This is a genomic window from Xanthobacter variabilis (genome assembly GCF_043831965.2).
Taxonomy (GTDB): Bacteria; Pseudomonadota; Alphaproteobacteria; order Rhizobiales; family Xanthobacteraceae; genus Xanthobacter.
In genome coordinates this window covers 3,214,801-3,240,294 of the sequence record NZ_CM195533.1, presented here as the reverse complement: position 1 = coordinate 3,240,294, position 25,494 = coordinate 3,214,801, and the positions used below count along the sequence as shown (strand labels likewise).

The 25,494-nt window shown below is 66.9% G+C and carries 23 protein-coding genes, 1 tRNA gene and 1 pseudogene; 14 read left to right on the top strand and 11 right to left on the bottom strand.

Going from position 1 to position 25,494, the window contains the following annotated elements:
* Nucleotides 1–8 precede the first annotated feature (8 nt).
* On the bottom strand, nucleotides 9–2,303 hold the full coding sequence (gene rnr, locus V5F26_RS14120) for a ribonuclease R (RefSeq protein ID WP_394946480.1): 2,295 nt from the start codon (nucleotides 2,301–2,303) through the stop codon (nucleotides 9–11).
* Nucleotides 2,304–2,652: 349 nt separating this feature from the next.
* Nucleotides 2,653–3,018, bottom strand: coding sequence for a winged helix-turn-helix domain-containing protein (locus tag V5F26_RS14115; protein ID WP_234050363.1), 366 nt, complete (start codon nucleotides 3,016–3,018; stop codon nucleotides 2,653–2,655).
* 416 nt (nucleotides 3,019–3,434) lie between these two features.
* On the opposite strand from V5F26_RS14115, the gene V5F26_RS14110 reads away from it, so the two are divergent.
* Genes V5F26_RS14110 through V5F26_RS14095 form a run of 4 tightly spaced genes read left to right on the top strand, consistent with a single transcriptional unit; the run spans nucleotide 3,435 to nucleotide 5,838 of the window.
* Nucleotides 3,435–4,166 (top strand): heme ABC transporter permease, encoded by a 732-nt coding sequence (locus tag V5F26_RS14110; protein WP_234050362.1) that lies wholly within the window; start codon nucleotides 3,435–3,437, stop codon nucleotides 4,164–4,166.
* 20 nt (nucleotides 4,167–4,186) lie between these two features.
* A complete protein-coding gene (gene ccmD / locus V5F26_RS14105) occupies nucleotides 4,187–4,390 on the top strand; it encodes a heme exporter protein CcmD (protein ID WP_394946234.1) in 204 nt (67 codons plus the stop codon).
* Complete coding sequence (locus V5F26_RS14100; RefSeq protein ID WP_394946233.1) at nucleotides 4,387–5,004, top strand: DsbE family thiol:disulfide interchange protein; 618 nt, start codon at nucleotides 4,387–4,389, stop codon at nucleotides 5,002–5,004. The genes ccmD and V5F26_RS14100 overlap by 4 nt, the downstream gene beginning before the upstream one ends.
* 21 nt (nucleotides 5,005–5,025) lie before the next feature.
* Nucleotides 5,026–5,838: a HesA/MoeB/ThiF family protein gene (locus V5F26_RS14095; protein WP_394946232.1), complete on the top strand. Its 813-nt coding sequence runs from the start codon at nucleotides 5,026–5,028 to the stop codon at nucleotides 5,836–5,838.
* 169 nt (nucleotides 5,839–6,007) lie between these two features.
* Here V5F26_RS14095 and trpE read toward each other — a convergent pair whose 3' ends face one another.
* Entirely contained in the window at nucleotides 6,008–7,519 is a 1,512-nt protein-coding gene (trpE, locus tag V5F26_RS14090) for an anthranilate synthase component I (protein WP_394056908.1), read from the bottom strand.
* A gap of 14 nt (nucleotides 7,520–7,533) precedes the next feature.
* A complete protein-coding gene (locus tag V5F26_RS14085; RefSeq protein WP_394946231.1) occupies nucleotides 7,534–9,426 on the bottom strand; it encodes a peptidylprolyl isomerase in 1,893 nt (630 codons plus the stop codon).
* 178 nt (nucleotides 9,427–9,604) lie between these two features.
* Here V5F26_RS14085 and tpiA point away from each other — a divergent pair, with 178 nt between their 5' ends.
* Complete coding sequence (gene tpiA / locus V5F26_RS14080) at nucleotides 9,605–10,363, top strand: triose-phosphate isomerase (RefSeq protein WP_234050356.1); 759 nt, start codon at nucleotides 9,605–9,607, stop codon at nucleotides 10,361–10,363.
* Between the two features lie 99 nt (nucleotides 10,364–10,462).
* On the opposite strand, the gene V5F26_RS14075 is transcribed toward tpiA, so the two are convergent.
* Nucleotides 10,463–10,999, bottom strand: a complete 537-nt coding sequence (locus V5F26_RS14075; RefSeq protein WP_370640635.1) for an outer membrane protein assembly factor BamE — start codon at nucleotides 10,997–10,999, stop codon at nucleotides 10,463–10,465.
* A 212-nt stretch (nucleotides 11,000–11,211) separates the two neighbouring features.
* Between V5F26_RS14075 and V5F26_RS14070 the strand changes: the two genes are divergently transcribed.
* The 6 genes and pseudogenes from V5F26_RS14070 to V5F26_RS14045 form a co-directional block, all read left to right on the top strand.
* On the top strand, nucleotides 11,212–11,799 hold the full coding sequence (locus V5F26_RS14070) for a ubiquinol-cytochrome C chaperone family protein (protein ID WP_394946229.1): 588 nt from the start codon (nucleotides 11,212–11,214) through the stop codon (nucleotides 11,797–11,799).
* Between the two features lie 5 nt (nucleotides 11,800–11,804).
* Nucleotides 11,805–12,350 carry a YceD family protein gene (locus V5F26_RS14065; RefSeq protein ID WP_394056913.1) on the top strand — a complete coding sequence of 182 codons (546 nt, stop codon included), beginning with the start codon at nucleotides 11,805–11,807 and terminating at the stop codon, nucleotides 12,348–12,350.
* Nucleotides 12,351–12,619: 269 nt separating this feature from the next.
* Nucleotides 12,620–13,684: a phosphate acyltransferase PlsX gene (plsX, locus tag V5F26_RS14060; protein ID WP_234050353.1), complete on the top strand. Its 1,065-nt coding sequence runs from the start codon at nucleotides 12,620–12,622 to the stop codon at nucleotides 13,682–13,684.
* Entirely contained in the window at nucleotides 13,681–14,655 is a 975-nt protein-coding gene (locus V5F26_RS14055; RefSeq protein WP_234050352.1) for a beta-ketoacyl-ACP synthase III, read from the top strand. The genes plsX and V5F26_RS14055 overlap by 4 nt, the downstream gene beginning before the upstream one ends.
* 237 nt (nucleotides 14,656–14,892) lie before the next feature.
* A complete protein-coding gene (locus tag V5F26_RS14050) occupies nucleotides 14,893–15,210 on the top strand; it encodes an integration host factor subunit alpha (RefSeq protein WP_234050351.1) in 318 nt (105 codons plus the stop codon).
* A gap of 133 nt (nucleotides 15,211–15,343) precedes the next feature.
* Nucleotides 15,344–15,682: pseudogene (locus V5F26_RS14045) on the top strand (MerR family transcriptional regulator); the annotation flags it as partial.
* Nucleotides 15,683–17,501: 1,819 nt separating this feature from the next.
* Here the strand turns inward: V5F26_RS14045 and V5F26_RS14040 are convergent.
* Nucleotides 17,502–17,855 (bottom strand): septal ring lytic transglycosylase RlpA family protein, encoded by a 354-nt coding sequence (locus V5F26_RS14040; protein WP_234050350.1) that lies wholly within the window; start codon nucleotides 17,853–17,855, stop codon nucleotides 17,502–17,504.
* Between the two features lie 248 nt (nucleotides 17,856–18,103).
* On the opposite strand from V5F26_RS14040, the gene V5F26_RS14035 reads away from it, so the two are divergent.
* A tRNA-Pro gene (locus V5F26_RS14035) sits at nucleotides 18,104–18,181 on the top strand.
* Between the two features lie 67 nt (nucleotides 18,182–18,248).
* Complete coding sequence (locus tag V5F26_RS14030) at nucleotides 18,249–19,280, top strand: MBL fold metallo-hydrolase (protein WP_394946227.1); 1,032 nt, start codon at nucleotides 18,249–18,251, stop codon at nucleotides 19,278–19,280.
* A gap of 418 nt (nucleotides 19,281–19,698) precedes the next feature.
* On the opposite strand, the gene V5F26_RS14025 is transcribed toward V5F26_RS14030, so the two are convergent.
* Nucleotides 19,699–20,184, bottom strand: a complete 486-nt coding sequence (locus V5F26_RS14025; RefSeq protein WP_234050348.1) for an SAM-dependent methyltransferase — start codon at nucleotides 20,182–20,184, stop codon at nucleotides 19,699–19,701.
* An 88-nt stretch (nucleotides 20,185–20,272) separates the two neighbouring features.
* On the opposite strand from V5F26_RS14025, the gene mazG reads away from it, so the two are divergent.
* Nucleotides 20,273–21,106: a nucleoside triphosphate pyrophosphohydrolase gene (gene mazG, locus V5F26_RS14020; RefSeq protein WP_234050347.1), complete on the top strand. Its 834-nt coding sequence runs from the start codon at nucleotides 20,273–20,275 to the stop codon at nucleotides 21,104–21,106.
* A gap of 32 nt (nucleotides 21,107–21,138) precedes the next feature.
* Here the strand turns inward: mazG and hflX are convergent, their stop codons facing one another.
* The 4 genes from hflX to V5F26_RS14000 all read right to left on the bottom strand — a co-directional run bounded on the left by hflX (nucleotide 21,139) and on the right by V5F26_RS14000 (nucleotide 25,387).
* Complete coding sequence (gene hflX, locus V5F26_RS14015) at nucleotides 21,139–22,548, bottom strand: GTPase HflX (RefSeq protein ID WP_394946226.1); 1,410 nt, start codon at nucleotides 22,546–22,548, stop codon at nucleotides 21,139–21,141.
* A 110-nt stretch (nucleotides 22,549–22,658) separates the two neighbouring features.
* Complete coding sequence (hfq, locus tag V5F26_RS14010) at nucleotides 22,659–22,913, bottom strand: RNA chaperone Hfq (protein ID WP_234050345.1); 255 nt, start codon at nucleotides 22,911–22,913, stop codon at nucleotides 22,659–22,661.
* Nucleotides 22,914–23,062: 149 nt separating this feature from the next.
* Nucleotides 23,063–23,923, bottom strand: coding sequence for a D-amino-acid transaminase (locus V5F26_RS14005; protein ID WP_394056919.1), 861 nt, complete (start codon nucleotides 23,921–23,923; stop codon nucleotides 23,063–23,065).
* Between the two features lie 51 nt (nucleotides 23,924–23,974).
* Nucleotides 23,975–25,387 carry a hypothetical protein gene (locus tag V5F26_RS14000; RefSeq protein WP_394946225.1) on the bottom strand — a complete coding sequence of 471 codons (1,413 nt, stop codon included), beginning with the start codon at nucleotides 25,385–25,387 and terminating at the stop codon, nucleotides 23,975–23,977.
* Nucleotides 25,388–25,494: the final 107 nt, after the last annotated feature.

The window sequence follows — 25,494 nt, the reverse complement described above, 5'->3', positions numbered from 1 at the left end:
GGTTCGCCCTATCCTTTCCGGCTTCCGCCGGGTTTCCTCCCGCCCGTCTTGCCCCCAGGTCCGCCGGCGCGGGGCGCCGCACGGCCAGGGCCCTTTTTCATTCCTGCGGAACGGCGCAACGGTCCGGGCCGCCCGCGCGCCCCCTTTACATACGTCCCTTCGGACAACAGCTCAAACCGAAGCGCGCCCGCGACCGGCGCAGCCTCCACCAGGCGCACCTCCACCCGGTCGCCGATGCGGTGCATTTCCCCGGTGCGCTCGCCCACCAGCGCCTGGCGCGCCTCGTCGAAGCGGTAATAATCAGCGCCGATGGTCGCGGCCGGCACAAAGCCGTCCGCCCCCGTCTCGTCGAGGGAGACGAACAGGCCGGCTTTGGTGGCGCCATTGATGCGCCCCTTGAACACCGCGCCAATCTGGTTGGCCAGGTGATGGGCAATGAGCCGGTCGATGGTCTCCCGCTCGGCCGCCATGGCCCGCCGCTCGGTGACGGAGATGGCGGCGGCCACCTCGCCCAGGCTCTCCGCCGTCGCTTCGTCCGGCAGGCCATCCTTGCCGAAGCCCATGGCGCGGATGAGCCCACGATGCACCACAAGGTCCGCATAGCGGCGGATGGGCGAGGTGAAGTGGGCGTAGCGGCGCAGATTGAGGCCGAAATGGCCGTAATTCTCGGAGGAATATTCGGCCTGGCACTGGCTGCGCAAAATCACCTGGTTCACCAGCGGCGCCGCATCCGTGTCCTTCACCAGCGCGAGGATGCGGTTGAGGTGGGAGGGACGCACGGTATCGATTTTCGGCAAGGCGATGTCGAGCGTCTTCAGGAAGTCGCGCAGGGCCGAGAGCTTTTCCAGCGATGGGGTGTCATGCACGCGGTAGATCAGCGGCGTGCGCTTGTCCTCCAGCGTCTCGGCGGCGGCCACGTTGGCCAGGATCATGAATTCCTCGATGAGCCGGTGCGCATCCAGCCGATCCGGCACCACCACCTTGTCCACTGTGCCGTCGGGATTGAGCAGGATCTTGCGCTCGGGAAGGTCCAGATCGAGGGGCTGGCGGTTGTCGCGCGCCCGCTTCACGCACTCATAGGCCGCGTAAAGGGGCTTCAGCACCTTTTCCAGCAATGGGTCCGTGGTGTCGTCGCCCCGCCCCTCGATGGCGGCCTGGGCCTGGGCATAAGCGAGCTTGCCGGCCGAGCGCATCATGATGCGGTGGAAGGCGTGGCTCTTCTTGCGCCCATCCTTGCCGATGACCATGCGCACCGCCAGGGCCGGCCGGTCTTCGTCGGGCCGCAGGGAGCACAGATCGTTGGAGATCCGCTCCGGTAGCATGGGCACAACCCGGTCCGGGAAATAGACCGAATTGCCGCGAATGAGGGCCTCCCGGTCCAGCGCGGAGGCGGGCTGCACATAAGTGGACACGTCGGCGATGGCGACGGTGACGATGAAGCCGCCGGCATTGTCCGGGTCTTCGTCCGCGACCGCGTGCACCGCGTCGTCATGGTCCTTCGCGTCGGGCGGGTCGATGGTGACGAGGGGCAGCTTGCGCCAGTCCTCCCGGCCGCGGGCGGTGACCTTCTTGGCCGCTTCCGCCTCGCGCGTGACAGCATCGGGAAACTGGTGGGGAATGCCGTGGGCGTGCAGGGCGATGAGGCTCACCGCCTTCTCGCTCTTGAGCGAGCCGAGCCGCTCCTTCACCCGCGCCGTGGGCAGGCCAAACACCCGCTGGCGCATGAGCTCCACCGCCACGAGGTCGCCATCCTCGGCCTCGTGCTCGGCGCCCGGCGGGATCTGCAGCTCGCGGCCATGGGCCTTCTTGTCGATGGGCACGATGCGCCCGCCGCCTTGGGGCAGCGCATGGAAAATGCCCAGGGTCTGCTTGCGGGCCTTCTCCAGCACCTTGATGACCCGGCCCACATAGGTCTCGCCGGAGCCTTCCACGATGCGCACCAGGGCGCGGTCTGAAAGGCCGGGCGCGGGGCCACGGTTTCGGGCGGTGTGGCGCGGCGCCTGGAGGATGATGCGGGGCGCGTCCCCGTGCTCCTCGCTGTCCCACTCCACCGGCACGGCGACCAGCTCGCCATCGGCATCGCGGGTCACGATGTCCGCCAGCACCACGCCGGGCAGGGCGCCGGGCACGTGCAGCTTGCGGCTGCGCCGTTCCACCGTGCCCTCGTCCGACAGGTCGCGCAGCAGCTCCTTCAGCTCCACCTTCTGGGCGGCCGAAAGGCCGAAGGCACGGGCGATCTCACGCTTGCCGACGGTGCCGCTCTGGCTGGCGATGAAGGCCAGCACCTCCTTCTTAGTGGGCATTTCCCCCGTGGCGCGCGGGGCGAACACCAAGGCGTCGGCGCCCAGATGAGCATCGGCGGCGCGCTTGCGGCCGGCGCGGGTTTTGCCGGCGCGCGTGGGGGCAGGGCGCGATGAGGTTTTCGTGGGGCGTTTCGGCAAGGCTCAGCTTCCGTGGGGATGGCCGACGCTATCCGGAACGCCGGCGCGGAGCCAGAGCATTTTCAGACGATGCGGGAAACCCCGCCGCGTGCGGAAAACGCGTCCGCGCAGGTGCTTGGAAGGCGTCGTCGGCATGTGGCGCCAGGCTCAGGATAGGCGCCGCATATGTCGTTGAAACGAAAAGGACCGTGCCGACCCGCGGCGCGCGGCCTCACGGCTGGGTGTCCGGCGTCGGCGCGGGGGCGGAGAGTTCCGCCTGGAGGGCCGAAAGGTGCTGGCTGGCGGCCTCGGTCGCCGCCTGCTCGATAGCGCGGTAGCGCGTGACCACCGCGAGCCCCAGCGGGGTGAGGGCCGTGCCGCCACCGTGCTTGCCGCCGGTGCGGGCGGAAACCAGCGGCGTGGGGAAGAGCTTGTTCATCTCCTCCACCAGCTCCCACGCCCGCCGGTAGGACATGTTCATGGCCCGCCCGGCGGCGGAAATGGAGCCGAAAGCCGCAATCTTCTCCAACAGCTCGATCTTTCCCGGGCCGATGCGACTGCCGGGCCGCAGGTCAATTCTCACGCTCAGCGAAGCCATCGTGCCTTCCCGCCCGCCGGGCTCACCACCGGTGGCGGGCCCGGCGCCAGTCTATCAAATGCCGATGACGCTTGTCGCTATTCCCATGCTGGCATGGCGCAATGCCGGAAGCACATCGCGGTGAAGCCTCGAACTCTGTGCCGGGCACGGTGCCCCGCGCCCGGCACTTTTTCGTCGAGTACTCCCACCACGGAGTTCATTCCGCTCCGCCATCCGCGCGACCAGAAGCCGGGCTGCGTGCGGGGCGTGTTGAATGTCACGCGATATATTCATTGAGATATAACGATGGTCAAGTGCGCGTTTGCGGGGCCGCCCGGGGCAGGAGCTGTAACAAGGGGCTGCGACAAGGGGCTGCGACCGCTCGCCATTGCGGCCCCACCTTCCCTCCGGACCGCAGGCGCTCTAGAACGTCTCTCATGCCGCTTCTCGACCTTGCCAACCCGGTCCGCTTCCTGAGCTTCTCAGCCCGTCTGCTGCCGTATCTGGCGGCGGCGACGCTGCTTGTGCTCGCCGCCGGCTTCTGGCTGGCCTTCCAGGCCCCGCCGGATTACCAGCAGGGCGAAACGGTGAAGATCATGTACATCCACGTGCCGTTCGCGTGGCTGGGCATGTTCGGCTACACGATGATGGCATTGTCCTCCATCGGCATCCTGGTCTGGCGCCATCCATTGGCGGATGTGGCCCACAAGGCGGCCGCGCCCATCGGCGCCACCTTCACTGCGCTGTGTCTCATCACCGGCTCGCTCTGGGGCCGGCCCATGTGGGGCACCTACTGGGTTTGGGACGCGCGGCTCACCTCCATGCTGGTGCTGCTGCTGCTCTATCTGGGCCTGATGGCCCTGCGGGCCGCCATCGAGGATCCGAATCGTGCCGGTCGCGCCGCTGCCGTGCTCACGCTGGTGGGCTTCATCAACGTGCCCATCGTGAAATTCTCCGTGGACTGGTGGAACACGCTGCATCAGCCCGCATCGGTGTTCCGCATGGGCGGGTCGACCATTGATTCGAGCCTGCTGTGGCCGCTGCTGACCTGCGCCGCGGGCTTCACATTGATGTTCGTGACGCTCCACATGGTGGGCATGCGCACCGAAATCCTGCATCGCCGGGTGCAGGCGCTGGAAGCGCGCGCCGCGGCCGAAGCCCTGGCCTAAGCTCGCCCGCAGGACCGCCCATGAGCCATCTTCTCTTCATCGCCGCATCCTACGGCGTCTCTCTTCTGGGTCTCGGCCTGCTGACCGGCTGGATCCTTCTTTCCTATCGGCGCGAGCAGCGCATGCTGCGCGAGCTGGAAGCGCGCGGCCTGCGCCGGCGGGCGCGCGCCGCAGCCCCCGCGCGGACCGCGACTGAGAGCGACACCGTGGTGAGAGTGAAATGAGCGAACCGTCTGCCCCCTCTTCCGCGCCCCGTCCGCCGGCCGCGCCAAAGCGGCGGCTGTGGCTGGTGGCCTTGCCGCTGGTGCTGTTCCTGGCGCTGGCCTCCCTCTTCTTTTCCCGCCTGGAGACCGGTGGCGACCCCTCGCGGGTGCCCTCCGCTTTGGTGGGGCGGGCGGCGCCGGAAGTGGTGCTGGAACCTCTCGCCGGCCTCAACCGGGCCGGCGTGCCCGTCCCTGGCTTCGACGTGGCCGACCTGAAGGGCAAGCCGACCCTGGTGAACGTCTGGGCCTCCTGGTGCGCGCCCTGCCGCGAGGAGCACCCGCTGCTGATGGAGATCGCGAAAGATCCCCGGCTGCGCCTGGTCGGCTTGAACTACAAGGACGCACCGGACAATGCCCGCCGTTTTCTGGGCCAGTATGGCTTGCCTTATGCGGCCGTGGGGGTGGATCCGAAGGGGCGCGCGGCCATCGACTGGGGCGTGTATGGCGTGCCCGAAACCTTCGTCCTCGATCGCAACGGTGTCATCGTCCACAAATTCGTCGGCCCGCTGACGCAGGAGACGGTGACGAACACCCTGATGCCCCTCATCGCCAAGCTCTCGGCTCCGGCCTCGTGAGGCGGGGGCCGGAGGCAGGCCATGGTTTTTTCCGCTGATGAAATCGAGCGCTATGCGCGCCATATCGTGCTGCGCGACGTGGGCGGGCCGGGCCAGCAGAAGCTGAAGGGCGCGAGCGTCCTGGTGGTCGGCGCCGGCGGGCTGGGCGCGCCGGTGCTGCTCTATCTCGCCGCCGCCGGGGTCGGACGTCTGATGGTGGTGGACGACGACGAGGTGTCCCTCTCCAATCTCCAGCGGCAGGTCATCCATCGCACGGACGATATCGGGCGGCTGAAGACCGATAGCGCGCGCGATGCCATCGCCGCCCTCAACCCCCATGTGGCGGTGGAGGCGTACCCGCTGCGTCTCGACGCGCACAATGCTCCCGGCCTTGTGGTCGGCGCCGACGTGGTGGTGGATGGCTCGGACAATTTCGCCACGCGGTATCTGGTGTCCGACGCCTGCGTGCTGGCGCGCAAGCCTTTGGTGACCGCGGCGCTGGGCACCTTTGATGCCACCGTCACCACCATCCGCGCCCATGAGCGGCGCCCCGACGGCGTTTTGAACCCCACCTATCGCTGCCTGTTTCCGGAACCGCCGCCGCCGGGCCTCGTCCCTGCCTGCGCCGAGGCGGGGGTTCTGGGCGCCATGGCGGGGCTGGCCGGTTCCATCGTCGCGCTGGAGGTCATCCGCGCCATCGTCGGTTTCGGTGAGGGGCTGGTGGGCCGGCTGCTCATGATCGACGCCGCCGATATGCGCTTCGAAACCCTGACCTACAGCTGGGATCCAGACAATCCGCTCACCGGTGCGCACCCTACCATCACGGATCTATCCAGCCATTTGAAAGCCGGCTAATAACGCGTAACCTTAAATGCCGGTCGCCTTCGTACGGCACATGAAGAGTTGTGTGTAAATTATTGAATTAACGCACATTTTGTATAATTGCATGAGGCGTCATTGGCCGCCAGGCGTCCCTTCCGGGCGCCGGCTGGCGGCACCCGGAGCAGCCCAATTCCTTGGCTGGCTATTGTCCCTTGCCGGCACCGGCTGCGAAGCGCACGGCCTCTTCGCCCGCGCGGAACAGGGCCTTGGCCTTGTTCACGCACTCCTGCTGCTCGCTTTCGGGAACTGAGTCGTAGACGATGCCGGCGCCGGCCTGCACGTACATGCGGCCGTCCTTCACCACCGCCGTGCGCAGCACGATGCAGGTATCCATGTCGCCAGTGGCGCTGAAGTAGCCGATGGTGCCCGCATAGATGCCGCGGCTGTCCTTCTCCAGCTCGTCGATGATCTGCATCGCCCGAACCTTGGGGGCACCCGAGACGGTGCCCGCGGGAAAGCCCGCCGCCAGCGCATCGAGGGCGTCGAACCGGGGATCCAGCTCGCCTTCCACGTTGGAGACGATGTGCATCACCTGGCTGTACCGCTCGATGAAGAAGCTGTCGGTCACCGAGACCGTGCCCACCTTGGAGACCCGGCCCACATCATTGCGGCCAAGGTCCAGCAGCATGAGGTGCTCGGAGCGCTCCTTCGGGTCGGCGAGCAGCTCGGTGGCCAGCGCCTCGTCCTCTGCCAGCGTGGCGCCGCGGCGGCGCGTGCCGGCGATGGGGCGAATGGTGACCTTGCCGGCCTGCAGCCGCACCAGGATTTCCGGGCTGGAACACACCACGGCGAAGCCCGCGAAATTGAAATAGACCAGGAACGGCGCGGGATTGACGCGGCGCAGTGCCCGGTAGAGCGCGAACGGCGGCAGCGTGAAGGGGCTCTCGAAGCGCTGAGACAGCACCACCTGGAAGATGTCGCCGGCGCGGATGTATTCCTTCGCCGTTTCCACCATCGCGCGGTATTCCGCCGGTGTGGTGTTGGAGCTCGCCTCCACGGCGCCGTGGAACGGCTGCGGCGCGGGGTGGGCCACCGGGCCCTCCAGCGCGCGCACCACATGATCGAGCCGCTCGAGCGCCGATTCGTAGGCCGCCTGGGGCGACACCCCGGCCTTCGGGCGCACGGGGGTGACGGCGGTGAGCTCGTCCTTCACCGAATCGAACACCACCATGATGGTCGGGCGCACCAGGAGCGCGTCCGGCACGCCCATGATGTTCGGCTTGGCCGCCGGCAGGCGCTCCATCTGCCGCACCATGTCGTAGCCGAGATAGCCGAACACGCCGGCCGCCATGGGGGGCGCCCCCTCTGGCAGGTCTATGGCCGATTCGGCGAGCAGCGCGCGCAGGGCCTGCAGCGGCGGTTCGGAGCACGGGGCGAAGACGTTCTCGTCCGTCTCCGGCGCGCGGTTGATCTCCGCCACGTCGCCCCGCACGCGGAACAGCAGGTCCGGCTTGAGGCCGATCATGGAATAGCGCCCGCGCGCCTGGCCGCCTTCCACCGATTCCAGAAGGAAGGCGTTGGGCAGGTCGCCCGCCAGCTTCAGAAAGGCGGAAACGGGGGTCTCTAGGTCCGCCACCAGGGTGGTGGAAACCACCTGCGGCTCGCCCTTGAGATAGCGGGACGAGAACAGATCAAAATCGGAAGGTGCGTTCATCTTTCTGTTCCCGCTCAGTTCGTCTGCGCGCCCACCGACTGGGCATAGACGCGCTGATTGATCTGAACGCCGATCTGCTTTTGCAGCCCGCCGAGATACTGCATCAGGACATCATTCTGGAGCTGGCGGGAAAGGTCCTGGGCCACCCGGGCGTCGGCTTCGGTGGGCGGAGGCACGATGACCTTCGTCACCTGGAACACGATACGGCCCGGCGCCTTGGCGGCGGGCGTCTCGCCGAAGCCGCCGTCCTTCGCGTCGAACACGGCCTGGAGGCTCTCGGGCGAGAAGTTGCCATCTGCCCGGCCGCGACGCAGCGCGTCGGCCATCTGGATGGGCAGTTCCGCCTCGCCCGCCACCTGCGCCAGGGGCGTGCCCGATTCGGCCTTGGCCAGCAAAGCCTTGGCCTTGGCCTCGATGGCCTTGGCGGTTTCGTCCTCGGTCCAGCGGGCGGTCACGGCCGCCTTGGCCTCGTCGAAGGTCCGCTCGCGAGAGGGAGTGATGGCGTTGGTCTCATACCAGATGAAGCCGCCGTTCTGCGGCAGCTGAACGGTATCGGTCTCAACGCCCGGAGCGGCTTCGAACGCGCCGGAGACCACCTCCAGCCCGCCGGGGACCTCCACGGCGTCACCCTTCGGATCGCGGCCGGAGCGGTCGACAGCGTCGAACACCTGCAGCTTGAGGCCCAGCTTCTGGGCGGTCTCTGCCAGGGTAGCGCCGGAGGCGCGCTCGTCCTCCACCGCGTCGTGCTTGTCCAGCAGTTCGCGGCGCGCCTTAGAAAGGGCCATCTCCTGCATCAGCTCCGCCTTCACCTCGTCGAAGGGGCGGGTGGTGCCGGGCTCGATCTTGGCCACATGCACCAGAGCGATGCCGAATCGGCCCTGCACGGGCCCGCTGGTGGCGCCATCGGCCAGGCTGAAGGCGGCCTCGGCGATCTTCGGATCGATGATGGCGGACTTGGTGACGAGGCCCAGATCGGTGTCCTTCGCGGTCAGGCCGCGCGCGGTGGCGATGTCGGCAAAGCTGGTGCCCGCCTTGATCTTTTCAGACGCCTCGGCCGCCTCTTCGGGCTTGGCGAACACGATCTGCTGCACCTCGCGCCGCTCGGGCGTGCCGAAGTGGGCGATATCGCGCTCGTAGGCGGCGCGGGCCTCCTCGTCGGTGATGGTGATGCCGGCGGTCAGCGCCACCGGCGTCAGCGCCAATACGGAAACCTTGCGGTATTCCGGCGCCCGGAAGGCCACCTTATGGGCCTCGAAATAGGCCTTCAGCTGGTCGTCCGTGGGGGCGGGCAGGGCGCCGGCGGCCCCGGCGGTGACCAGGATGTAGGAGACGTTCCGCAGCTCGCCATCATAGCGGTGCAGGGCGTCGAGCAGGGTCTTCGGCGCCACGATGCCGTCGCCCAAGGCGTCGATTACCTGCTCGCGCAGCGCGCGCTTCTTCTCGCTGGCCACGAACCGCTGCTCGGTGAGGCCGTTGGCCCGCAGCAACTGGTCGAAATAAGCGGGCTCGAAGCTGTCGGCGCCCGGCCGGCGATAGTTGGGGTTGCTCTGGATTTCCTTGGCGATCTGCGCGTCGCCCACGGCGAGGCCCAGGCGCCGGGCCTGCTCGTCGAGGGTGGCGTCGGCGATCATCTGGTTGAGCACCTGGCGGTCGAGGCCGAACGCACGCGCCTGCTCAGTGGTCAGGCCCTTGCCCGTGCTGCGGCCGATGCGCTGCACCTGCTCCAGGAAGGCGTTGCGGTAATCGGCCGCGGGTATGTCCGTGCCGCCCACGGTGGCGACCGTGCTCGCGCCGAAGCCGCGGAACACGTCGGCGATGCCCCAGACCACGAAGCTGAGCGTGAGCAGGAGGAGGAAGATCTTGGCGATCCAGCCGGAAGCACCCTTGCGGAGAGTCTGAAGTACCATCGTCCATTCGTTCGCTAGGCGCGGCCAAGGCCGGCGCGGAGGCGGCGCATCATAGGGAGGGGCAGGGGGCCCCGCAATGTCGCTTCAGCACGCAATTGCGCCCGTTTGCGGGCTTTTGCGGCCTCTGCTACGTGACGGCACGACAACAGAACTGCAACAAAGCCCTTCGGAGATGCCCATGTCTGCCACACGCCGCTGTCTGATCGCCGGCAACTGGAAGATGAACGGCCTGCGCGCCGCCAAGAGCGAGCTGCGGGCGATCCTCGCGGGGCTCGACCCGGCCTTTCAGTCCAAGGCGGACATTCTGGTGTGCCCGCCGGCGACGCTGCTGGCCGGCTTCGCCGCGGACGTGGCCGGCAGCCCGATCATGCTCGGCGGCCAGGATTGCCACTACAACGCCTCGGGCGCCCACACCGGCGACATTTCCGCCGAGATGCTGCAGGACGCCGGGGCTGTGGCCGTCATCGTCGGCCATTCCGAGCGGCGGGCGGATCATGGTGAGGGGGATGCCGTGGTGAACGCCAAGGTGAAAGCCGCCTGGCGCGCCGGCCTGCTGCCGGTGGTCTGCGTGGGCGAGACCCTGGACCAGCGTGAGGCGGGCGAGGCCCGGGCCGTGGTGACGCGCCAGATTCGCCAGTCCATCCCCGAGGGCGCGACCGCCGAGAATATCGTAGTGGCCTATGAGCCCATCTGGGCCATCGGAACCGGCCGCACGCCCACCGTGGAGGACGTGGCCAAGGTGCACAGCACCATTCGCGGCGTGCTCGCGGAGCGATTCGGCGACGAGGCGAACGGCATGCGCCTGCTCTATGGCGGCTCGGTGAAGCCCGATAATGCGGCCACCCTGCTCGCCGTTCCCGATGTCGATGGCGCGCTGGTGGGCGGCGCCAGCCTGAAGGCGGCTGACTTCCTGGCCATCGCCCGCGCTGCCTTGTGAGCGGCCGAAGGGCAGGTTCCCTTCGCGCGCGGGGCCTGCCCGGGCGCGAAGGCCTCCAGGCGAGGGGCGCTGCACCCCTCGCCGCTGAAACCATAGGCCTCAGAAAGAGATGAGGCCTATGAGCTGCTGCACCAGGCTGAGGTCTTCGCCGCTGGTGGGCGTCGTCTGCGAGACGAAATCGAACACCTTGCCGTCCTTGAGCCCATATTGGGCGATGCGGGCCACGCGCTGGTTCTTGTCGAAATAGATGGCCAGCACCTTCTGCTCGGTAATTTCCGGCTTCAGGAAGGCGACCTTCTTCTGGGTCTGCGAGATGTAATAGAACACCTGCCCGTTCAGCGTCGCGACCGTGGAGGGGGTGCCGAGCACGAGGAGAACCTGCTCCTGACTCGACCCCACGGGCACCTGGTCGAGCGCGCCTTCGCTCAGCACATAGCCGCGCTGATAGGTGCGGGTGATGCCGGAAACGCTGGTGCCGCTTCCGCCCACCACATTCGCGCAGGCGGATAGGGAGGTCGCGGCCAGGAGCAGGGCGAGCGCCGCGGGCAGCGTTGCCGGGCGCCGTTCACGAGCCGCCTCCGCCAGCCTCTGCGTCGTCGGCTGCGAGTTTCCGATGTGCCGTGTCACCACACGCATCCCCATAATTTGAAGCTCCAGGCCTGTGGCCGGCGCCCCCGCCCGATGGACATACCACACGGGTGCGAGCACCCGTGTTATGCTTTTTCCGTTCCGGCCGAAGGCCAGTCCGGCTGCGGCCGGTCCCAACTGCGAGGACGAGCCTTGCGCGACAGCCGGTGCCGCGTTACGCCGCTCGCGACATTTCCCTCGTCCGAGGGCCCGAGCGGCCTTTGGCGCATTCCGGCCGACCGTTCAAGGACGCGATGTTCAAACTGTTTCGTCCCTCAAAAAACCGCGAGAGCGTCGAGCGCCTGTATGGCGCGATCGTGGCACAGTCACGGCGAGCCGTGTTCTATACCGACTTCGGTGTACCCGACACGCTCGAAGGCCGCTTCGAGATGGTGCTTCTGCACACGATTCTCGTCTGCCACCGACTGAAGGACGGCAGCGAGGCAGAGCGTGCGCTTTCCCAGGAGGTGTTCGATACCTTCGCCTCCGACATGGATCGAACCCTGCGCGAAATGGGCGTGGGCGATCTTTCGGTGCCCAAGAAGATGAAGAAGATCGGCGGCGCCTTCTATGGCCGGGCCGCCGCCTATGACGCGGCCCTGGCAGCCGAGGACGACATCTTGCTGGCGCAAGCCCTGGGGCGCAACATCCTGGAGGTGGAGGACGCCGCCGACCTTCCCCACGCGCTGGCCGGCTATGTGCGCGCCACCGCGCGCAGCCTGGCCGCCACTTCGTTTGATGCCCTGGCGCAGGGCGAACTTGAACTGCCCGCCCCCGAGCTGCCCGCTCCCAAGGCGACGCGAGACTGAAGACCATGACCGAACAGCCCATGACCGAGCCGCCGATGACCGACCTGCCGTTTCGCCGCCCGCTCAGCGTGGCCGATGTGCCTCCGCAGGGGCTCGACCTTCGCCTCGAGCCCAATGATCGCGAGCGCGCCGCGCTGGCCCGGCACCTTGGCGTTATTGCGGTGCCGGCCTTCGTCGCCCAGCTCCACATCGCGCCCGAGGGCGCCGAGGGCCTGCATGTGACGGGCAGCCTCAATGCCTCGGTGGTGCAGGATTGCGGCGTGACGCTGGAGCCGTTCGAGGCGCCGGTGAAGGAAATCCTGGACGTGCATTTCGTGCCCGCCGGCACCGCCCGGCCACCGGAGACGGAAGAGGACGAGAGCTACGATCCGCCGGATGAGATCGACAACGGCTCAATCGACCTGGGCGCGCTCGTGGCGGAATTCCTCGCGCTGGGCGTGGACCCTTATCCGCGCAAGCCTGGCGCGGTGTTCGAGGCACCGGCGGAAGACCCGGCGGCCGCCTCCCCGTTCTCCGCTTTGGCCCGGCTGAAGGGGAAGGACGAGGCGTGAGGACGCCCCCGCGCCCGCACGCCTTCCGCCGGCCTGCGCCGAGCACCCTTGCCTTGCGGCCGTGAGCCGCTATTGTCCGCCGGCCCTGACGCGGCGGCGCGTCGTGGCGCGCGGCAGCTCACCCAACCGTCGTCATCCGCTTCGCATGAAGGTATGAAGGTGCTGAGACTCAGATTGAGCGGCACCTGCGGCGCCATTCAATGGGGTTGCGCCGAGCCATTTCTGGCCGTCCGGCACGCACGAAACAAAAATGGGACTCGCTTTCTAAGATGACCGCATCCGTCCGCATCGCTCTCGACGCCATGGGGGGAGACCATGGCCCGGAGACGGTTCTTTCAGGTGCGGAGATCGCCCTCGGCCGCCACCCCGACATCACCTATGTTCTTTATGGCGACGAGCCGCGCCTGAAGCAGCTGCTGGAAGCTCATCCCAAGCTCGCCGCCGCTTCCCGCGTGGTTCACACCGAGGTCGTCGTGGGCATGGACGACAAGCCGAGCCAGGCACTGCGGCGCGGCCGCTACAAATCCTCCATGTGGCGCGCCATCGACGCCGTGAAGGTGAAGGACGCGGATGCCGCCGTCTCCGCCGGCAATACTGGCGCGCTCATGGCCATGGCCAATTTCAACCTGCGCACCATGCCCGGCATCAGCCGTCCCGCCATCGCCTGCATCTGGCCGACCCTGCGCGGTGAAAGCGTGGTTCTGGATGTGGGCGCCTCCATCGGCGCCACCTCCAAGAGTCTCGTGGAAATGGCGGTGATGGGATCCGCCATGGCGCGGGTGCTGTTCGACATTGAAAACCCCTCGGTGGGCCTGCTCAATGTGGGTGTCGAGGAGATCAAGGGTGTCGAGGAGGTAAAGGAAGCCGCGCGCATCCTGCGCGACGAGGACTGGGGCGTGAACTATCACGGCTTCGTGGAGGGCAACGACATCGGCGCCGGCACCGTGGATGTGGTGGTGACCGAGGGTTTTGCCGGCAACATCTCCCTGAAGACCGCGGAAGGCACCGCCAAGCAGCTGGCTTCCTACCTGCGCGCGGCCATGGGCCGCAGCCTGCGGGCCCGAATCGGCTATCTGTTCGCGCGCGATGCGTTCCAGGCGCTCAAGGAAAAGATGGATCCGCGCCGTTCCAACGGCGGCGTCTTCCTGGGCCTCAACGGCATCGTCATCAAAAGCCATGGCGGCACCGATGCGGAAGGCTTCGCCTCCGCCGTGGATGTCGCCTACGACATGGTGCGCTACGAGCTTTTGGCGCGCATCGAAAAAAGTCTCGTCGGCCATGCGGCATCCGCCGCCCCGGTGCCGCAGCCTGTTGGGGTGGAAGGTCAATCGTGAGCGGGATCAGGTCTGTCGCGCGGGGCATCGGCTCCTATCTGCCCGAGCGGGTCGTCACCAATGCCGAGCTTTCGGAGCGGATCGACACGTCCGACGAATGGATCGTCCAGCGCACGGGCATCCGTCAGCGCCACGTGGCCGCCGAGGGCGAGTGCACCTCGGACCTCGCACTGGTGGCGGCACGGCGGGCTTTGACCGACGCCGGCTTCAAGGCCTCCGACATTGACCTCATCGTGCTTGCGACGGCAACGCCGGACCAGACCTTTCCGGCCACGGCCGTGACCGTGCAGGCCGAGCTCGGAATCACGCGCGGTGCCGCGTTCGACGTCCAGGCGGTGTGCTCGGGCTTCGTGTTCGCCCTCGCGACCGCCGACGCCTTGCTGAAGACGGGCGCGTTTGAGCGCGCCTTGGTGATTGGCGCGGAGACGTTCTCCCGCATTCTCGATTGGGAGGATCGGGGCACCTGCGTGCTGTTCGGGGACGGCGCCGGCGCCATGGTGATCGAGGCTGTCCAGGAGGACGACGCGCGCGGCGCGGGCGTTCTCACCACCCATCTGCGCTCCGACGGGCGCCACCGCAACAAGCTCTATGTGGACGGCGGCCCGTCCTCCACCGGCACGGTGGGGCATCTGCGCATGGAGGGGAGGGAGGTATTCAAGCACGCCGTGGGCATGATTACCGACGTGATCACCGATGCCTTCGCCGCCACGGGCGAGACTGCCGAAAGCATCGACTGGTTCGTGCCCCACCAGGCCAACCGCCGCATCATCGACGCGAGCGCCCAGAAGCTCGGCATCGCGCCAGAGAAGGTGGTGACCACGGTCGATCTCCATGGTAATACCTCCGCTGCCTCCATTCCCCTGGCCTTGGACGTGGCTTGGCGGGATGGGCGCATTCGGCGTGGCCAGCTGGTGCTGCTGGAGGCCATGGGCGGTGGCTTCACCTGGGGTTCCGCGCTGCTGCGCTGGTGACATTTTCGGGCATCGGAACGCGGGCTGCGTGGGTGAATTGCGTTGACCATTTCGCTACCACGCGGCTAGGCTTAGTCGGCAGTCGCACTCGGATGTCCTGGAGTGGCGAGGTGATGGACAACGCGCCGTCATCATCGTGAATCCTTATCGAGTTGAAATCGGTAGGATCTGAGAGCCGGAGCCGTCGAGCATCGCCCCTAGCTTCGGCGGCGGGCTCTCCTGGGGTCGGGGAAACATATGGCTGGTCGGACAGTGACGCGGGCGGATCTGTGTGAGGCCGTCTATCAACAGGTGGGGCTTTCGCGCACCGAATCTGCCGCTTTGGTGGAGCAGGTGCTGAAAGAGATCGCCGATTGCCTCGCGCGGGGCGAAACGGTGAAGCTTTCCTCGTTCGGGTCCTTCGTGGTGCGGGAGAAGGGCGAGCGGATCGGGCGCAACCCGAAGACCGGTGAGGAAGTGCCCATCGAGCCCCGAAAGGTGATGGTTTTCAAGCCATCCTCCATCCTCAAGCACCGCATCAACGGCACCACCCCCGATGGGGCGGATGAGGATTGATAACCTTACACTTCACCTTACCTTTTCGCGTTATGCCGATGCCGATATGATTCCTGCATTCTAGACGCAGGCGGGCTCGATTCGGCCGAAACACGGCTGCTGAGCGAGACCGGCAGGCAAAGGGTGAGGCAAGGTGGGCGACGCGCGCGAGACGGAAAAGGATCCGGACGCCTTCCGGACCATCAGTGAGGTCGCCGACGACCTTCACTTGCCGCAACACGTGCTGCGCTTCTGGGAGACGCGCTTTCCGCAAATCAAGCCCGTGAAGCGGGCCGGCGGGCGGCGCTTCTACCGGCCCGAGGATATCGACCTGCTGCGCGGTATCCAACAGCTCCTCTACCGTGAAGGCTACACCATAAAAGGCGTGCAGAAGATCCTGAAAGAACAGGGGATTCGGCATGTGCAGGATATCGGCGTCGAGCGCGACGTGGCGGTGATGCGCTCCGCCGCGCCGGAGCGGCCTGCGCCGGCTTCGGATGGCGTCACGTTCGGTGGCCTGCTGGGGCTCCTGCCGCGCCGGCGGCACAAGGACAGCGATGATTCCGCCCTGGGCGAGCTGCCGCGTGACGTCGAGCTGCCGCTTCCCTTTCCCGATGACGAGGCGGATCGGGACTTGGCGGATGACCGTGGTGAACCCCTGGCTCCCCTCGCGGCGCGCGGCCGCACGCGCGAGCGGCGTCTTGCCGAGCGGCGCTATGACGCTGGCACCTATGAAGAGCGGATCTACGAAGAGCGCGATTTCGAGGAGCGCGATTTCCGTGCCGAGCCAAGCCACCATCGCGAGCCGCGCCTGACCGAGGATTTCGTGCCGCGGGCACGCCGTGATGAGTCGTGGGACGAGCCGGAACCGGCGGCGCCTGCCGCCACCGAGCGCAGGGAACGCCGGGCAGCTACCGGTCGCCGCACGGAACCTCCTGCGGAGTTCGAGGAATTCGAGGATATGGGGCCCGGCAACGCCGCGCCCTCTTTCGCGCCGCCGCAGGCTGTCCGCCCGGAACCGGTGATGCAGCGCCGGCCGACGCGCGGGCCGGCTGCGCGTGTGTCCACCGCGCCGGTTGAGGAGCTCGAGGACCCCTTGCTTCCGTTCATGGAACGGGACGCGCCTCCACCCGCCCAGGCCCCGCTCGAGGAGCGCATCCGCCGGCTGAAGGAGCGTGAGGCGGGCCCGCCCGAGGAATATCTGCCGCCGAAGCTCCGCCGGCGCGCAGGCGAAGCGGCGCCCGAGCCTGAACACGGCGCGGCGCCCATTGAGCGCCAGCCGCGGGGCGCTGCCCCGGCTGCCCCTTCCGCCTGGCCGGAGCTGGCGCGCGCGGAAGCGGCCGCCCAGCGCGACCTTGCCGCCTGGCATGAGCAGATCGTGCCCACCGCGCCTCAGCAAGCGGCCGAGCCCTGGCCCGACAATGCGGCCTATGATTCACCCGACGACCTCGACGAAGAGTTCGATGCCACGGACGGCGACGAGTGGTATCCGGAGCCTGAGGACGAAAAAGCGCGCTTCGCCGATGGAGCGTCCGCGCCGCAGTATGGTGACGAAGCGGAGGATTGGCAGGACGAGCCCGGCGCGATCGAGGAGGGCGACGACGCCCCTTTTCCGCAGGCGGGCTTCCGTGTCAGCGCACCCGTTTCCGCGCGGCTGGGAATGGGAACCCTGGCGAGTGCCTCCGGTCTGGCGCCGCGCATGAGCCTTTCGTCCTCAAGCCCCGTCGAGGCCGTGATGACATCTCCTTCCGCAACGCGCAGGGATTTGCACGGCACGCCTCATGCGGTGCCCCAGCACGCTCCGGCTCCGCGCGCCCCGGCCGCTCCCGCGTCACCGCCGCGATCAGCCGTGCCGCCTGCGGCACCGGAGGCTCCGCCGCGCCGCGTCGGTCCGCTGTCGGGTCCCATTGAGGAGGATGTCCCACCGGCACCGTTGGCGCCCGCCACGGCCGGGATGGGCCCTTGGGCCAATTCCGCTCACGGCGTGGCCCCGCGTGCGGCGGCCTCGCCAAATCCTGCCTTCTGGCAGGGACGTGAGCCCTTCGAGGCGCCCGCGCCTGAGCCCATCAATTCCTATCTGCCGCCGCACCTGCGCACCGACCAGCCGCGCCCATCGGGGCAGGGTGGGGTGCAGCCCGTATTGTCGCGGGACGATATCAATCGCCTGCAGGCGGCGCTGTATGAATTGGGTGAATGCCGCCGCCTTTTGCGGGACGCAGTCGAGCCGAAGGCGGACGCCGGCCAAAATTAAAAGGGCCGGGGAGGGGCATTTCCCCCGCCCGGCCCTTGTGGAACGCGTGACGACGCCTATCTCACTCGACGACGGCCAGGTTGACGCGGGTGAGCCCGCGTCCGGTAAAGCCGAGATGGCTGGCGGCCGCCCGGGACACATCGATGATGCGCCCCCGGACATACGGCCCGCGGTCGTTGATACGCACGACAACGCTTTTGCCATTTCGCAGGTTGGTGACTCGCACCTTGGTTCCGAATGGAAGGGACCGGTGGGCGGCTGTCATTTCGCCCGGGTTGAACCGTTCTCCATTCGCGGTGCGCTGGCCTTGCCAATAATAAGAGGCGATGCCGGTGGAGTTGTCTGCGCGACTCGGGCTCGGCGCAAGCGCCAGCAAGCTCAAAGCCGCGCACGACAGGACCACGCGTTTCTTCATGCGCTCGGTCTTCCTGTGGTTGACGACCGTTCGCATTTGCCGGCGAAATGTGTTCACAATGTCCCGACTCAGGGCCATGGATGAGGCGAAATGGCTAATGTTGCCCCATTTATGCCATATTCACAGCCCCGCTCGTGGCGTTTAGGCTTTATTTTCCGCGACTTCTCCCCAAGCCTGGGGATGAATGGGGGAAGAAGCCGAATGGTGCTTGTGGTCCTCAAAACGATGGTCTAAGCATCCTCCCACGTCGGAGCGTAGCGCAGCCCGGTTAGCGCACTAGTCTGGGGGACTAGGGGTCGGAGGTTCAAATCCTCTCGCTCCGACCATTTCAATCTCGACATCTTGGAAGTTTCTGGCGCATTCGCGCCAGGGCGCGTGCGAGCCGCCCGGGATATGGCTGCCGGATGCTTGTCGAGTACGCCTTGCATGCCAGCTGCAATTCGCGAGGCTCCGGGGCAGGGGCCTCCCCTTTGTTTGAGCCGGCAGCAAAGCCGGTTTAGATGGTGCACCGACGGGATTCCGTTGGATCCGGTTCTGCATGCGCATCATCTGCGCGTTCGCGAGGTGCCCATGTCCTCTCCCGCGTCCCTCAGGGTCACAATTCTCGGCTGCGGCTCGTCAGGCGGCGTGCCTCGCGTTGGCCAGGGCTGGGGGGCGTGTGATCCACGGGAGCCGCGCAATCGACGCCTGCGCTGCTCCATTCTCGTGGAGCGCCTGACCGTGGGCGGTACCACGCGTGTGCTGGTGGACACCTCTCCCGATCTGCGCCAGCAACTGCTGGCCGCTGATGTGGGTGCCTTGGACGGCGTTCTGTTCACACACGCGCATGCGGACCATACCCACGGCATCGACGATCTGCGTCCGCTGGCCATCGAGCACCGCCGGCGCATCGATATCTATGCCGACGATGACACGCTCGGCGCGCTGCATAAGCGCTTTGGATATTGCTTCCAGACGCCTCCAGGCAGTGGCTATCCGCCCATTCTCAATGCACACCGTTTGGAAGACGGGCGGGAGATCGTCATCGATGGGCCTGGCGGCGCTATCGTGGCCCTGCCGTTTCGCCAGCATCATGGCGAGATTGACTCATTCGGGTTTCGCTTCGACGGCGTGGCCTATTCGAGCGACGTCAACGGGCTGCCGGAAAGCTCCATGAGCCGGTTGCGGCATTTGGACGTTTGGATCGTCGATGCCCTGCGTGAGCATCCCCATCCGTCGCATTTCACGGTGGCGGAGGCCCTGAGCCACATCGAGGCGCTCACGCCGCGCCGCGCCATTCTGACGGATCTTCACACGGACCTCGACTACGGGACCCTGGCAGGAGTTCTGCCGGAAGGCGTCGTGCCCGCCTTCGATGGCCTCACCTTCACGGTGCCGGCCGGGCGCCAGAACCGGCTTGCGGTAGAGCAGGGCGAGATGCCCTGAACCGGCTATCGCATCATGACGATGATTCGCCTGATGCTTCTAATGTCATCTATAGTCGACTGTTTTTAAAAGATAATTTTGTGAATGCGTGCGGATGTCCTTGATGCTCGGGGCGGCAGCGGCGATGGTCACTCGGGCGTTCACGGAAACGGATATCGGCTATTTATATTCCATAATATCTCTTCTGCGACTCATGCCGTGAGCTTCCACAGCGTGCGCGTGTTGTATTAATTTACCGTGTCCGCAGGACCCTTCAGGTGTCGCGACCGGACGGCAGAGCGATCCGGCAAGCGGTGGCGCGGAGCGGCTCTACCTGCCTGGTGGGCGGAGGCGCCATGGGACTAGGACTGGGACGGGGACGAGGCTCCCCGCCCTACCCTTGCAGCCCCGGTCCCCGTCCCCGCCCTTATCAGCAGCGCTAACCCACGGATCCGCTGCGTGGATATACAGGCTTAATATCCACCAACGCGGTTCCGTCCACGCAATCAAGTCCGCGCACGGTAAGCGTGAGCTGATCGATCTTGAGTAGCGAAACGAAGGATGAGGCGATGGGGTTCGGTCGTGCCGGGGAGCGCAAGGCGAAGGTGCCGATCGGCGGCTGGCCCCGTGGGGTCTGGAGAACGAGGTCCCGCCGCGCCTGCCCCATCCAGTATAGGATCTGAAGCCGTTCGTTGCCTTCGATGCCCTTCAGTGCGTCCCGCCAGCGCGGATCGACCTCGATGGTGCAGATCGGCCCGGAAACGGAGTCGCCCTGCCGGGGGCATTCCGCGCGGAGACTCCACGGCGTGCGGATGCGTCCAATGAAATAGATCTGTGCGTCGAACCCGCCGGGCAGATCAATGCGGAGCTCCCCGGCGCGCATGCCTCCAGCCATTGCGGGGTCTTCGGTGTCCTCAATGGCCATGGCGCGCTCCGGTTTGGCGTGGGAAACGGCTTCGCTTCCCCGCGCTTGGGAGCTTAAAGTGCGGCGCAAGTGCTTCAAGGAGAACCCGATGGAACCATCCCGCGACATTGCGCGCCTGATTGAGATCATGGCGGCGCTGCGGACCCCCGAGACGGGCTGCCCGTGGGACCTGGAGCAGTCCTTCGCGACCGTGGCGCCTTACACCATCGAAGAAGCCTATGAGGTGCTGGACGCCATCGCTCGCAATGATCTCGGGGATTTGCGGGAGGAGCTGGGAGACCTGCTGTTGCAGGTGGTCTTTCACGCCCGCCTGGCGCAGGAGCAGGGCGCCTTCGACTTCGGCGGCGTGGTGGAGGCCATCACGCAGAAGCTCATCCGGCGGCACCCCCATGTTTTCGGCGATGCGCGGAGCCTTTCGCCGGAACGGGTGAAGGCCCTGTGGGGTGAGATCAAGGCAGAAGAGAAGGCTGAGCGGGCGGAGCGGCGCGCGGCGGCCGGACTGGCGGAAGAAGAGGATGCGGGGACCCTGTCCGGCGTCCCCCTGCCCTTGCCTGCCCTCACCCGCGCCTTGAAGCTGCAGGAAAAAGCGGCTCGCGTTGGGTTTGACTGGGATGACGCCCGCCAGGTGCTGGCCAAGATCCGGGAGGAGGCAGACGAGGTGTCCGAAGCCCTCGACCAGGGGGGCCTGGACGCGGTGCGCGACGAAATCGGCGACCTGCTGTTCGCCGTGACCAATCTGGCGCGCCATGCCGGTGTCGATCCGGAAAGTGCCCTGCGCGGAACGAATGAGAAATTCGCCCGTCGCTTCCGTCATATCGAGAGCAAGCTGGCGCTGGACGGGATGACGCCCAGTGACGCCGATCTCCCGCGCATGGAAGCCCTTTGGGAAGACGCCAAGCAAAAGGAGCGAGGGGCGGCTTAAGCCGCCCCGGGAGGCAGCACAGGCTCGCTTGTCTAGGCGCCGTGAACGCTGCGGCTGCCGAAGCGCCGCTTCACCAGGCCGGCCTTTTCCGGTGCGACACGGATCTTCACCTGCATGGCGCCATCCGCGCTCAGGTTACGTTCCAGCACCTCACCGTGGCGATAGAGCCAGCCCATGCCTTCGCCGTCTTCCGCAGGAAGCGTGACGGCCAGGGTGGCCCGCCCGGCGGTGATCCGCCGCTCCACCACATCGAGCAGGTCGGTCATCCCCTCCCCGCTCAGGGCGGAGACCACAACGGCCGCATCCGCTTCTGCCATGCGCCGCGCGCTGTTGAGCACGGCTTCGCGGGCGTCCGGATCTAGGCGGTCAATCTTGTTCCAGACCTCAAGGACACGGCCGCCGGGCTGGATCTCAACGCCGAGCTCCGCCAGCACATCGGCCACGTCCGCGGCCTGCGCCTCGGTGTCCGGGTGGGAGATGTCCCGCACGTGGAGGATGAGATCGGCTTCCAAGACCTCTTCAAGAGTCGCGCGGAACGCGGCGACGAGCTGGGTCGGCAGCTCCGAGATGAAGCCCACCGTGTCCGAGAGGATGACCCGCGTGCCGTGCGGCAGGTCGACCGCCCGCAAGGTGGGATCGAGGGTCGCGAACAGCAGGTCCTGGGCGGTCACGTCCGCTTGGGTCAAGCGATTGAAAAGAGTGGATTTCCCAGCATTGGTATAACCCACCAACGCCACCACGGGGTAGGGCACCCGCTTGCGGCTGGCGCGGTGCAGGCCGCGCGTGCGCTTGACCTGCTGGAGCTCCTTCTCGATCCGCACGATGCGCTCGCCGATGATCCGGCGGTCCGCCTCGATCTGCGTCTCACCCGGGCCGCCCAGGAAGCCGAAGCCGCCGCGTTGGCGTTCCAGATGGGTCCACGACCGCACGAGCCGCGAGCGCTGGTAATTGAGGTGGGCAAGCTCCACCTGCAACGCGCCCTCCTTGGTGCGGGCGCGCTGACCGAAGATCTCCAGAATCAGGGCAGTGCGGTCCACCACCTTGGTGGACCAGGCACGCTCCAGATTGCGCTGCTGAACCGGGCTCAAGGCCGCATCGAAGAAGACGAGATCGACACTCTCGGCCTTCACCACGCCCTCGATTTCCTCAACCTTTCCGGTTCCCAGATAGGTGGCCGGGCGGATTTCGGACAAAGGCACGAGGCCCGAATAGACGACATTGAGATTGTCGATGGCGGCGGCAAGGCCCACCGCTTCATCAAGCCGGGACTGGGGCTCGCGCCGCTCCGTGGCGCCGCGTAGGGCGCGCCGCGTCTGGTAGGGCGTGATCACCGCGCAGCGCGTCGGCGGGGCCCGGCGATCCACACCAGCTCCGGAGGAACTGACCTCGGTCGAGGGGGCGGGCTCCCCGCCCCTCTTTTTCTGCTCATGAACGCCTGTCATGAACGCCTTTCAAGAACGCCACTCATCGGGAACACCGCTCCAGGTGCCTGGGATGCACCCGAGGGATGCACCCCAGGAACGCATCCTTGGCGGACCTTGCACAACGTCGGTCAGGCCTTTTCCGTTCCCTCGTCCGCCGGGTCGAACAATTGCACCGGGTGGCCGGGCATGATGGTGGAAATCGCATGCTTGTAGACGAGCTGAGAATGACCATCGCGCCGCAGCAGGACGCAGAAATTATCAAACCAAGTGACGACGCCCTGCAACTTCACCCCATTCACCAGGAAAATCGTGAGGGGAGTCTTATTTTTGCGGACGTGATTGAGAAAAGTATCTTGCAGATTCTGTGTCCGTTCCGCCGCCATTTTCGTATCCATTTGTTTCGGCGTTGAACCCACGGTCGATGCAATTATGCGTTGCCCGATGATCCATGGGAGTTATCAGCTTACAATGGCACAGACCGAGGGCAGCGCAATACTATTTTGCTGCGCAGCGGCCGTGCACACCGCCGCAGTCACTGGGAAAACTCAGTGAAATCGTGGAATTTTCGCCTGAGCAGGGTGGTCACCGGGCCCGGCTTACCACTCCCCACGGGCTCCCCATCAATGGCGATGACAGGCATCACCAGCGTCGAGGCGGCGGTGATGAAAGCTTCCGCAGCGCCATGGGCCTCGGCCAGGGTAAAGGGGCGCTCTTCCACCCGGTAGCCGAGGGCGCTCGCCTCCTCCATCACCACAGTGCGGGTGATTCCCCGCAGGATCCCCTCCTCCGCCGGGCGGGTCACGATGGTGCCGTCGGTCGTGACGATCCAGGCGTTTGTGGAGGCGCCCTCCGTCACATGGCCGCTGGCATCGACAAACCAGGCATCGCGCGCCCCCGCTTCCTTCGCGGCCTGCTTGGCGAGCACGTTAGGCAGCAGGCCGACACTCTTGATATCGACGCGGGCCCAGCGGTTTTCCGGCACGCTGATGACCTTGACGCCCGACGCGGCAAGGGCCTCCTGGCTCGCGAAGTCCGAGCGGCGGGCCGTTACCACCACGCTCGGTGGGGTCTGCGGCGCGGGAAAGACGTGGTCGCGCCGGGCGACGCCGCGGGTCACCTGAAGATAGACCATGCCGTTCACAACGCCGTTGCGCCGAACGGTCTCGTGCAGCACGAGGGAAAGCGCCGCACGGCTCATGGGAGCGGAAATACGCAGCTCGCTCAGGGAACGATCGAGGCGATCGAGATGGCGCCGCTCGTCGATGAGGTGGCCGCCGCGCACCTCGCAGACCTCATAGACGCCGTCGGCGAACTGGTAGCCGCGATCCTCCACATGGACGGAGGCATCCTGGTGGGGCACATAGCGGCCGTTGACATAGGCAATGCGGGACATGAACCAACCCGGACGATCAAGTTGCGGGACTTATAGCGGAAATCCGAGCCCTCAGGTGCGCCACACGGCGAGATGCAGCATGACGAAGAAGCCGATCACCTCAAGGCGCCCGGCGATCATGCCCAAGCCAGCGACCAGAACCGACGCCGTGGGCAGGCTCCCCAATGGGGGCCAGCTGCCGCCGGCGTCGTAAACCGGCCCGGTATTGCTGATGACGGCGGCGCCGGCCGCTAGGGCGGCATCGAAGCTGGGCAGGCCGGGCGCCAGGGCGATAATCAGCAACCCATAGACGGCGAACAGGGTGGCGGCGCCCACCCACACCCCGCGCATGGCCGAGCCGACCCCGCCTTCGCCCAGCGACGCCGGCTGCACCAGATGGGGATAGACGAGGCGCAGCAGATCCCCCCTCGCGCGCAGCAGCATGGCCCGCAGCCGCAGCATCTTCAGCCCGCCCGCGACCGACAGCGCACCGCCGCCGAGCAGCACGACGGCAATCACCAACCCCAGGGGCAGGTTCGCATAGGTGCCGTCATGGGGGCCAATGCCGCTGGTGGAGATGAGGGAAGCGGCCGTGAACAGCCCGTCGCGCACCGCCGTTAGCGCCGGCATGCTGGAACCGCGGAACAGAACCAGCCCCAGCACCACGCCCAGCACCGCCCAATAGGCCAGGATGACGAGGCTTTCCTTCTGCTCCGGCGCGGCATGCACGCGGCGCGAGACGAGCGCGCGATGCCAGCGCACCGATGTGGCGCTCCACAGCAGGAAGGGCAGCAGCAGCCATTTCGGACTCTCCTCCAGCGCCAAGGCGAGCTGGGCTTCCGGCGGCAGGTGCGCCCCCGCGGAAGCCACGGCGGTGGCCAGGGTGAAGGAGACATAAAGGCTGTGCCCGCCCATCAGCATCACCAGCAGGGCAAGGCCCGTCAGGGTGATGTAGAGCGGTGCCGTATCCAGCGCCACGGCCCGCAGGTCGAGGGCATCGAGGGCAACGCCGCCCGTGGCCGTGCGATCGGGCAGGCCGCCCAGGCCCGCCGGAGCCAGAACCGTGACCACCGACACAACGGTGAGCAGCCCGCCGCACCATTGCAGCAGCGCGAGCCAGACATAGAGGCTCTCCGGTCCGTGCCGCAGGGATGTGATGCCGGTGGTGGTGAAGGCGGAAACGGCTTCCAGCCAAGCCGCCAAAGGCGAAAGCCCGGAGACAACGGCCACCGCCGGTGTGGCCGCCAGGGGCAGCACCGCCCACAGCACGGTGAGCCCCGCCAGCCCATGGGCGCGGCGCAGCTGCAGCGACGAGCCATCGGTGGTGAAGCGCACCATCAGCGCCAGGAACAGGCAATAGCCGCTGGTGGCCAGATAGACCGCCAGATGGGTGCCCCCCTCGTGCGCCTCCACCAGTGCCGGAATGAGCGCCAGCAGGCCGATGGCGGCCAGCGCGGCGGCGAGCGGGCGTGCCGCATTGATCATGATGCGGCACCCTCTCGCGCATTGAGCAAACGCGTTTTCTTCACACCCACCGGCATACGGTTCGCTCGAAATGCCTCTCGCGCGTTTCTCGTTCCCATGTGATGCCG

Excerpts from the sequence above, each read along its gene's own strand:
- V5F26_RS14040 (WP_234050350.1), bottom strand. The coding sequence starts at position 17,855 with ATGAAGAAACGCGTGGTCCTGTCGTGCGCGGCTTTGAGCTTGCTGGCG.
- ccmD (WP_394946234.1), top strand. The coding sequence starts at position 4,187 with ATGAGCCATCTTCTCTTCATCGCCGCATCCTACGGCGTCTCTCTTCTG.
- tpiA (WP_234050356.1), top strand. The coding sequence starts at position 9,605 with ATGTCTGCCACACGCCGCTGTCTGATCGCCGGCAACTGGAAGATGAAC.
- plsX (WP_234050353.1), top strand. The coding sequence starts at position 12,620 with ATGACCGCATCCGTCCGCATCGCTCTCGACGCCATGGGGGGAGACCAT.
- hfq (WP_234050345.1), bottom strand. The coding sequence starts at position 22,913 with ATGGCGGCGGAACGGACACAGAATCTGCAAGATACTTTTCTCAATCAC.
- V5F26_RS14095 (WP_394946232.1), top strand. The coding sequence starts at position 5,026 with ATGGTTTTTTCCGCTGATGAAATCGAGCGCTATGCGCGCCATATCGTG.
- V5F26_RS14100 (WP_394946233.1), top strand. The coding sequence starts at position 4,387 with ATGAGCGAACCGTCTGCCCCCTCTTCCGCGCCCCGTCCGCCGGCCGCG.
- V5F26_RS14000 (WP_394946225.1), bottom strand. The coding sequence starts at position 25,387 with ATGATCAATGCGGCACGCCCGCTCGCCGCCGCGCTGGCCGCCATCGGC.
- V5F26_RS14005 (WP_394056919.1), bottom strand. The coding sequence starts at position 23,923 with ATGTCCCGCATTGCCTATGTCAACGGCCGCTATGTGCCCCACCAGGAT.
- V5F26_RS14065 (WP_394056913.1), top strand. The coding sequence starts at position 11,805 with ATGACCGAACAGCCCATGACCGAGCCGCCGATGACCGACCTGCCGTTT.
- V5F26_RS14075 (WP_370640635.1), bottom strand. The coding sequence starts at position 10,999 with ATGCGTGTGGTGACACGGCACATCGGAAACTCGCAGCCGACGACGCAG.
- rnr (WP_394946480.1), bottom strand. The coding sequence starts at position 2,303 with ATGCCCACTAAGAAGGAGGTGCTGGCCTTCATCGCCAGCCAGAGCGGC.
- V5F26_RS14030 (WP_394946227.1), top strand. The coding sequence starts at position 18,249 with ATGGCTGCCGGATGCTTGTCGAGTACGCCTTGCATGCCAGCTGCAATT.
- V5F26_RS14050 (WP_234050351.1), top strand. The coding sequence starts at position 14,893 with ATGGCTGGTCGGACAGTGACGCGGGCGGATCTGTGTGAGGCCGTCTAT.
- hflX (WP_394946226.1), bottom strand. The coding sequence starts at position 22,548 with ATGACAGGCGTTCATGAGCAGAAAAAGAGGGGCGGGGAGCCCGCCCCC.
- V5F26_RS14110 (WP_234050362.1), top strand. The coding sequence starts at position 3,435 with ATGCCGCTTCTCGACCTTGCCAACCCGGTCCGCTTCCTGAGCTTCTCA.
- V5F26_RS14025 (WP_234050348.1), bottom strand. The coding sequence starts at position 20,184 with ATGGCCATTGAGGACACCGAAGACCCCGCAATGGCTGGAGGCATGCGC.
- mazG (WP_234050347.1), top strand. The coding sequence starts at position 20,273 with ATGGAACCATCCCGCGACATTGCGCGCCTGATTGAGATCATGGCGGCG.
- V5F26_RS14115 (WP_234050363.1), bottom strand. The coding sequence starts at position 3,018 with ATGGCTTCGCTGAGCGTGAGAATTGACCTGCGGCCCGGCAGTCGCATC.
- trpE (WP_394056908.1), bottom strand. The coding sequence starts at position 7,519 with ATGAACGCACCTTCCGATTTTGATCTGTTCTCGTCCCGCTATCTCAAG.
- V5F26_RS14085 (WP_394946231.1), bottom strand. The coding sequence starts at position 9,426 with ATGGTACTTCAGACTCTCCGCAAGGGTGCTTCCGGCTGGATCGCCAAG.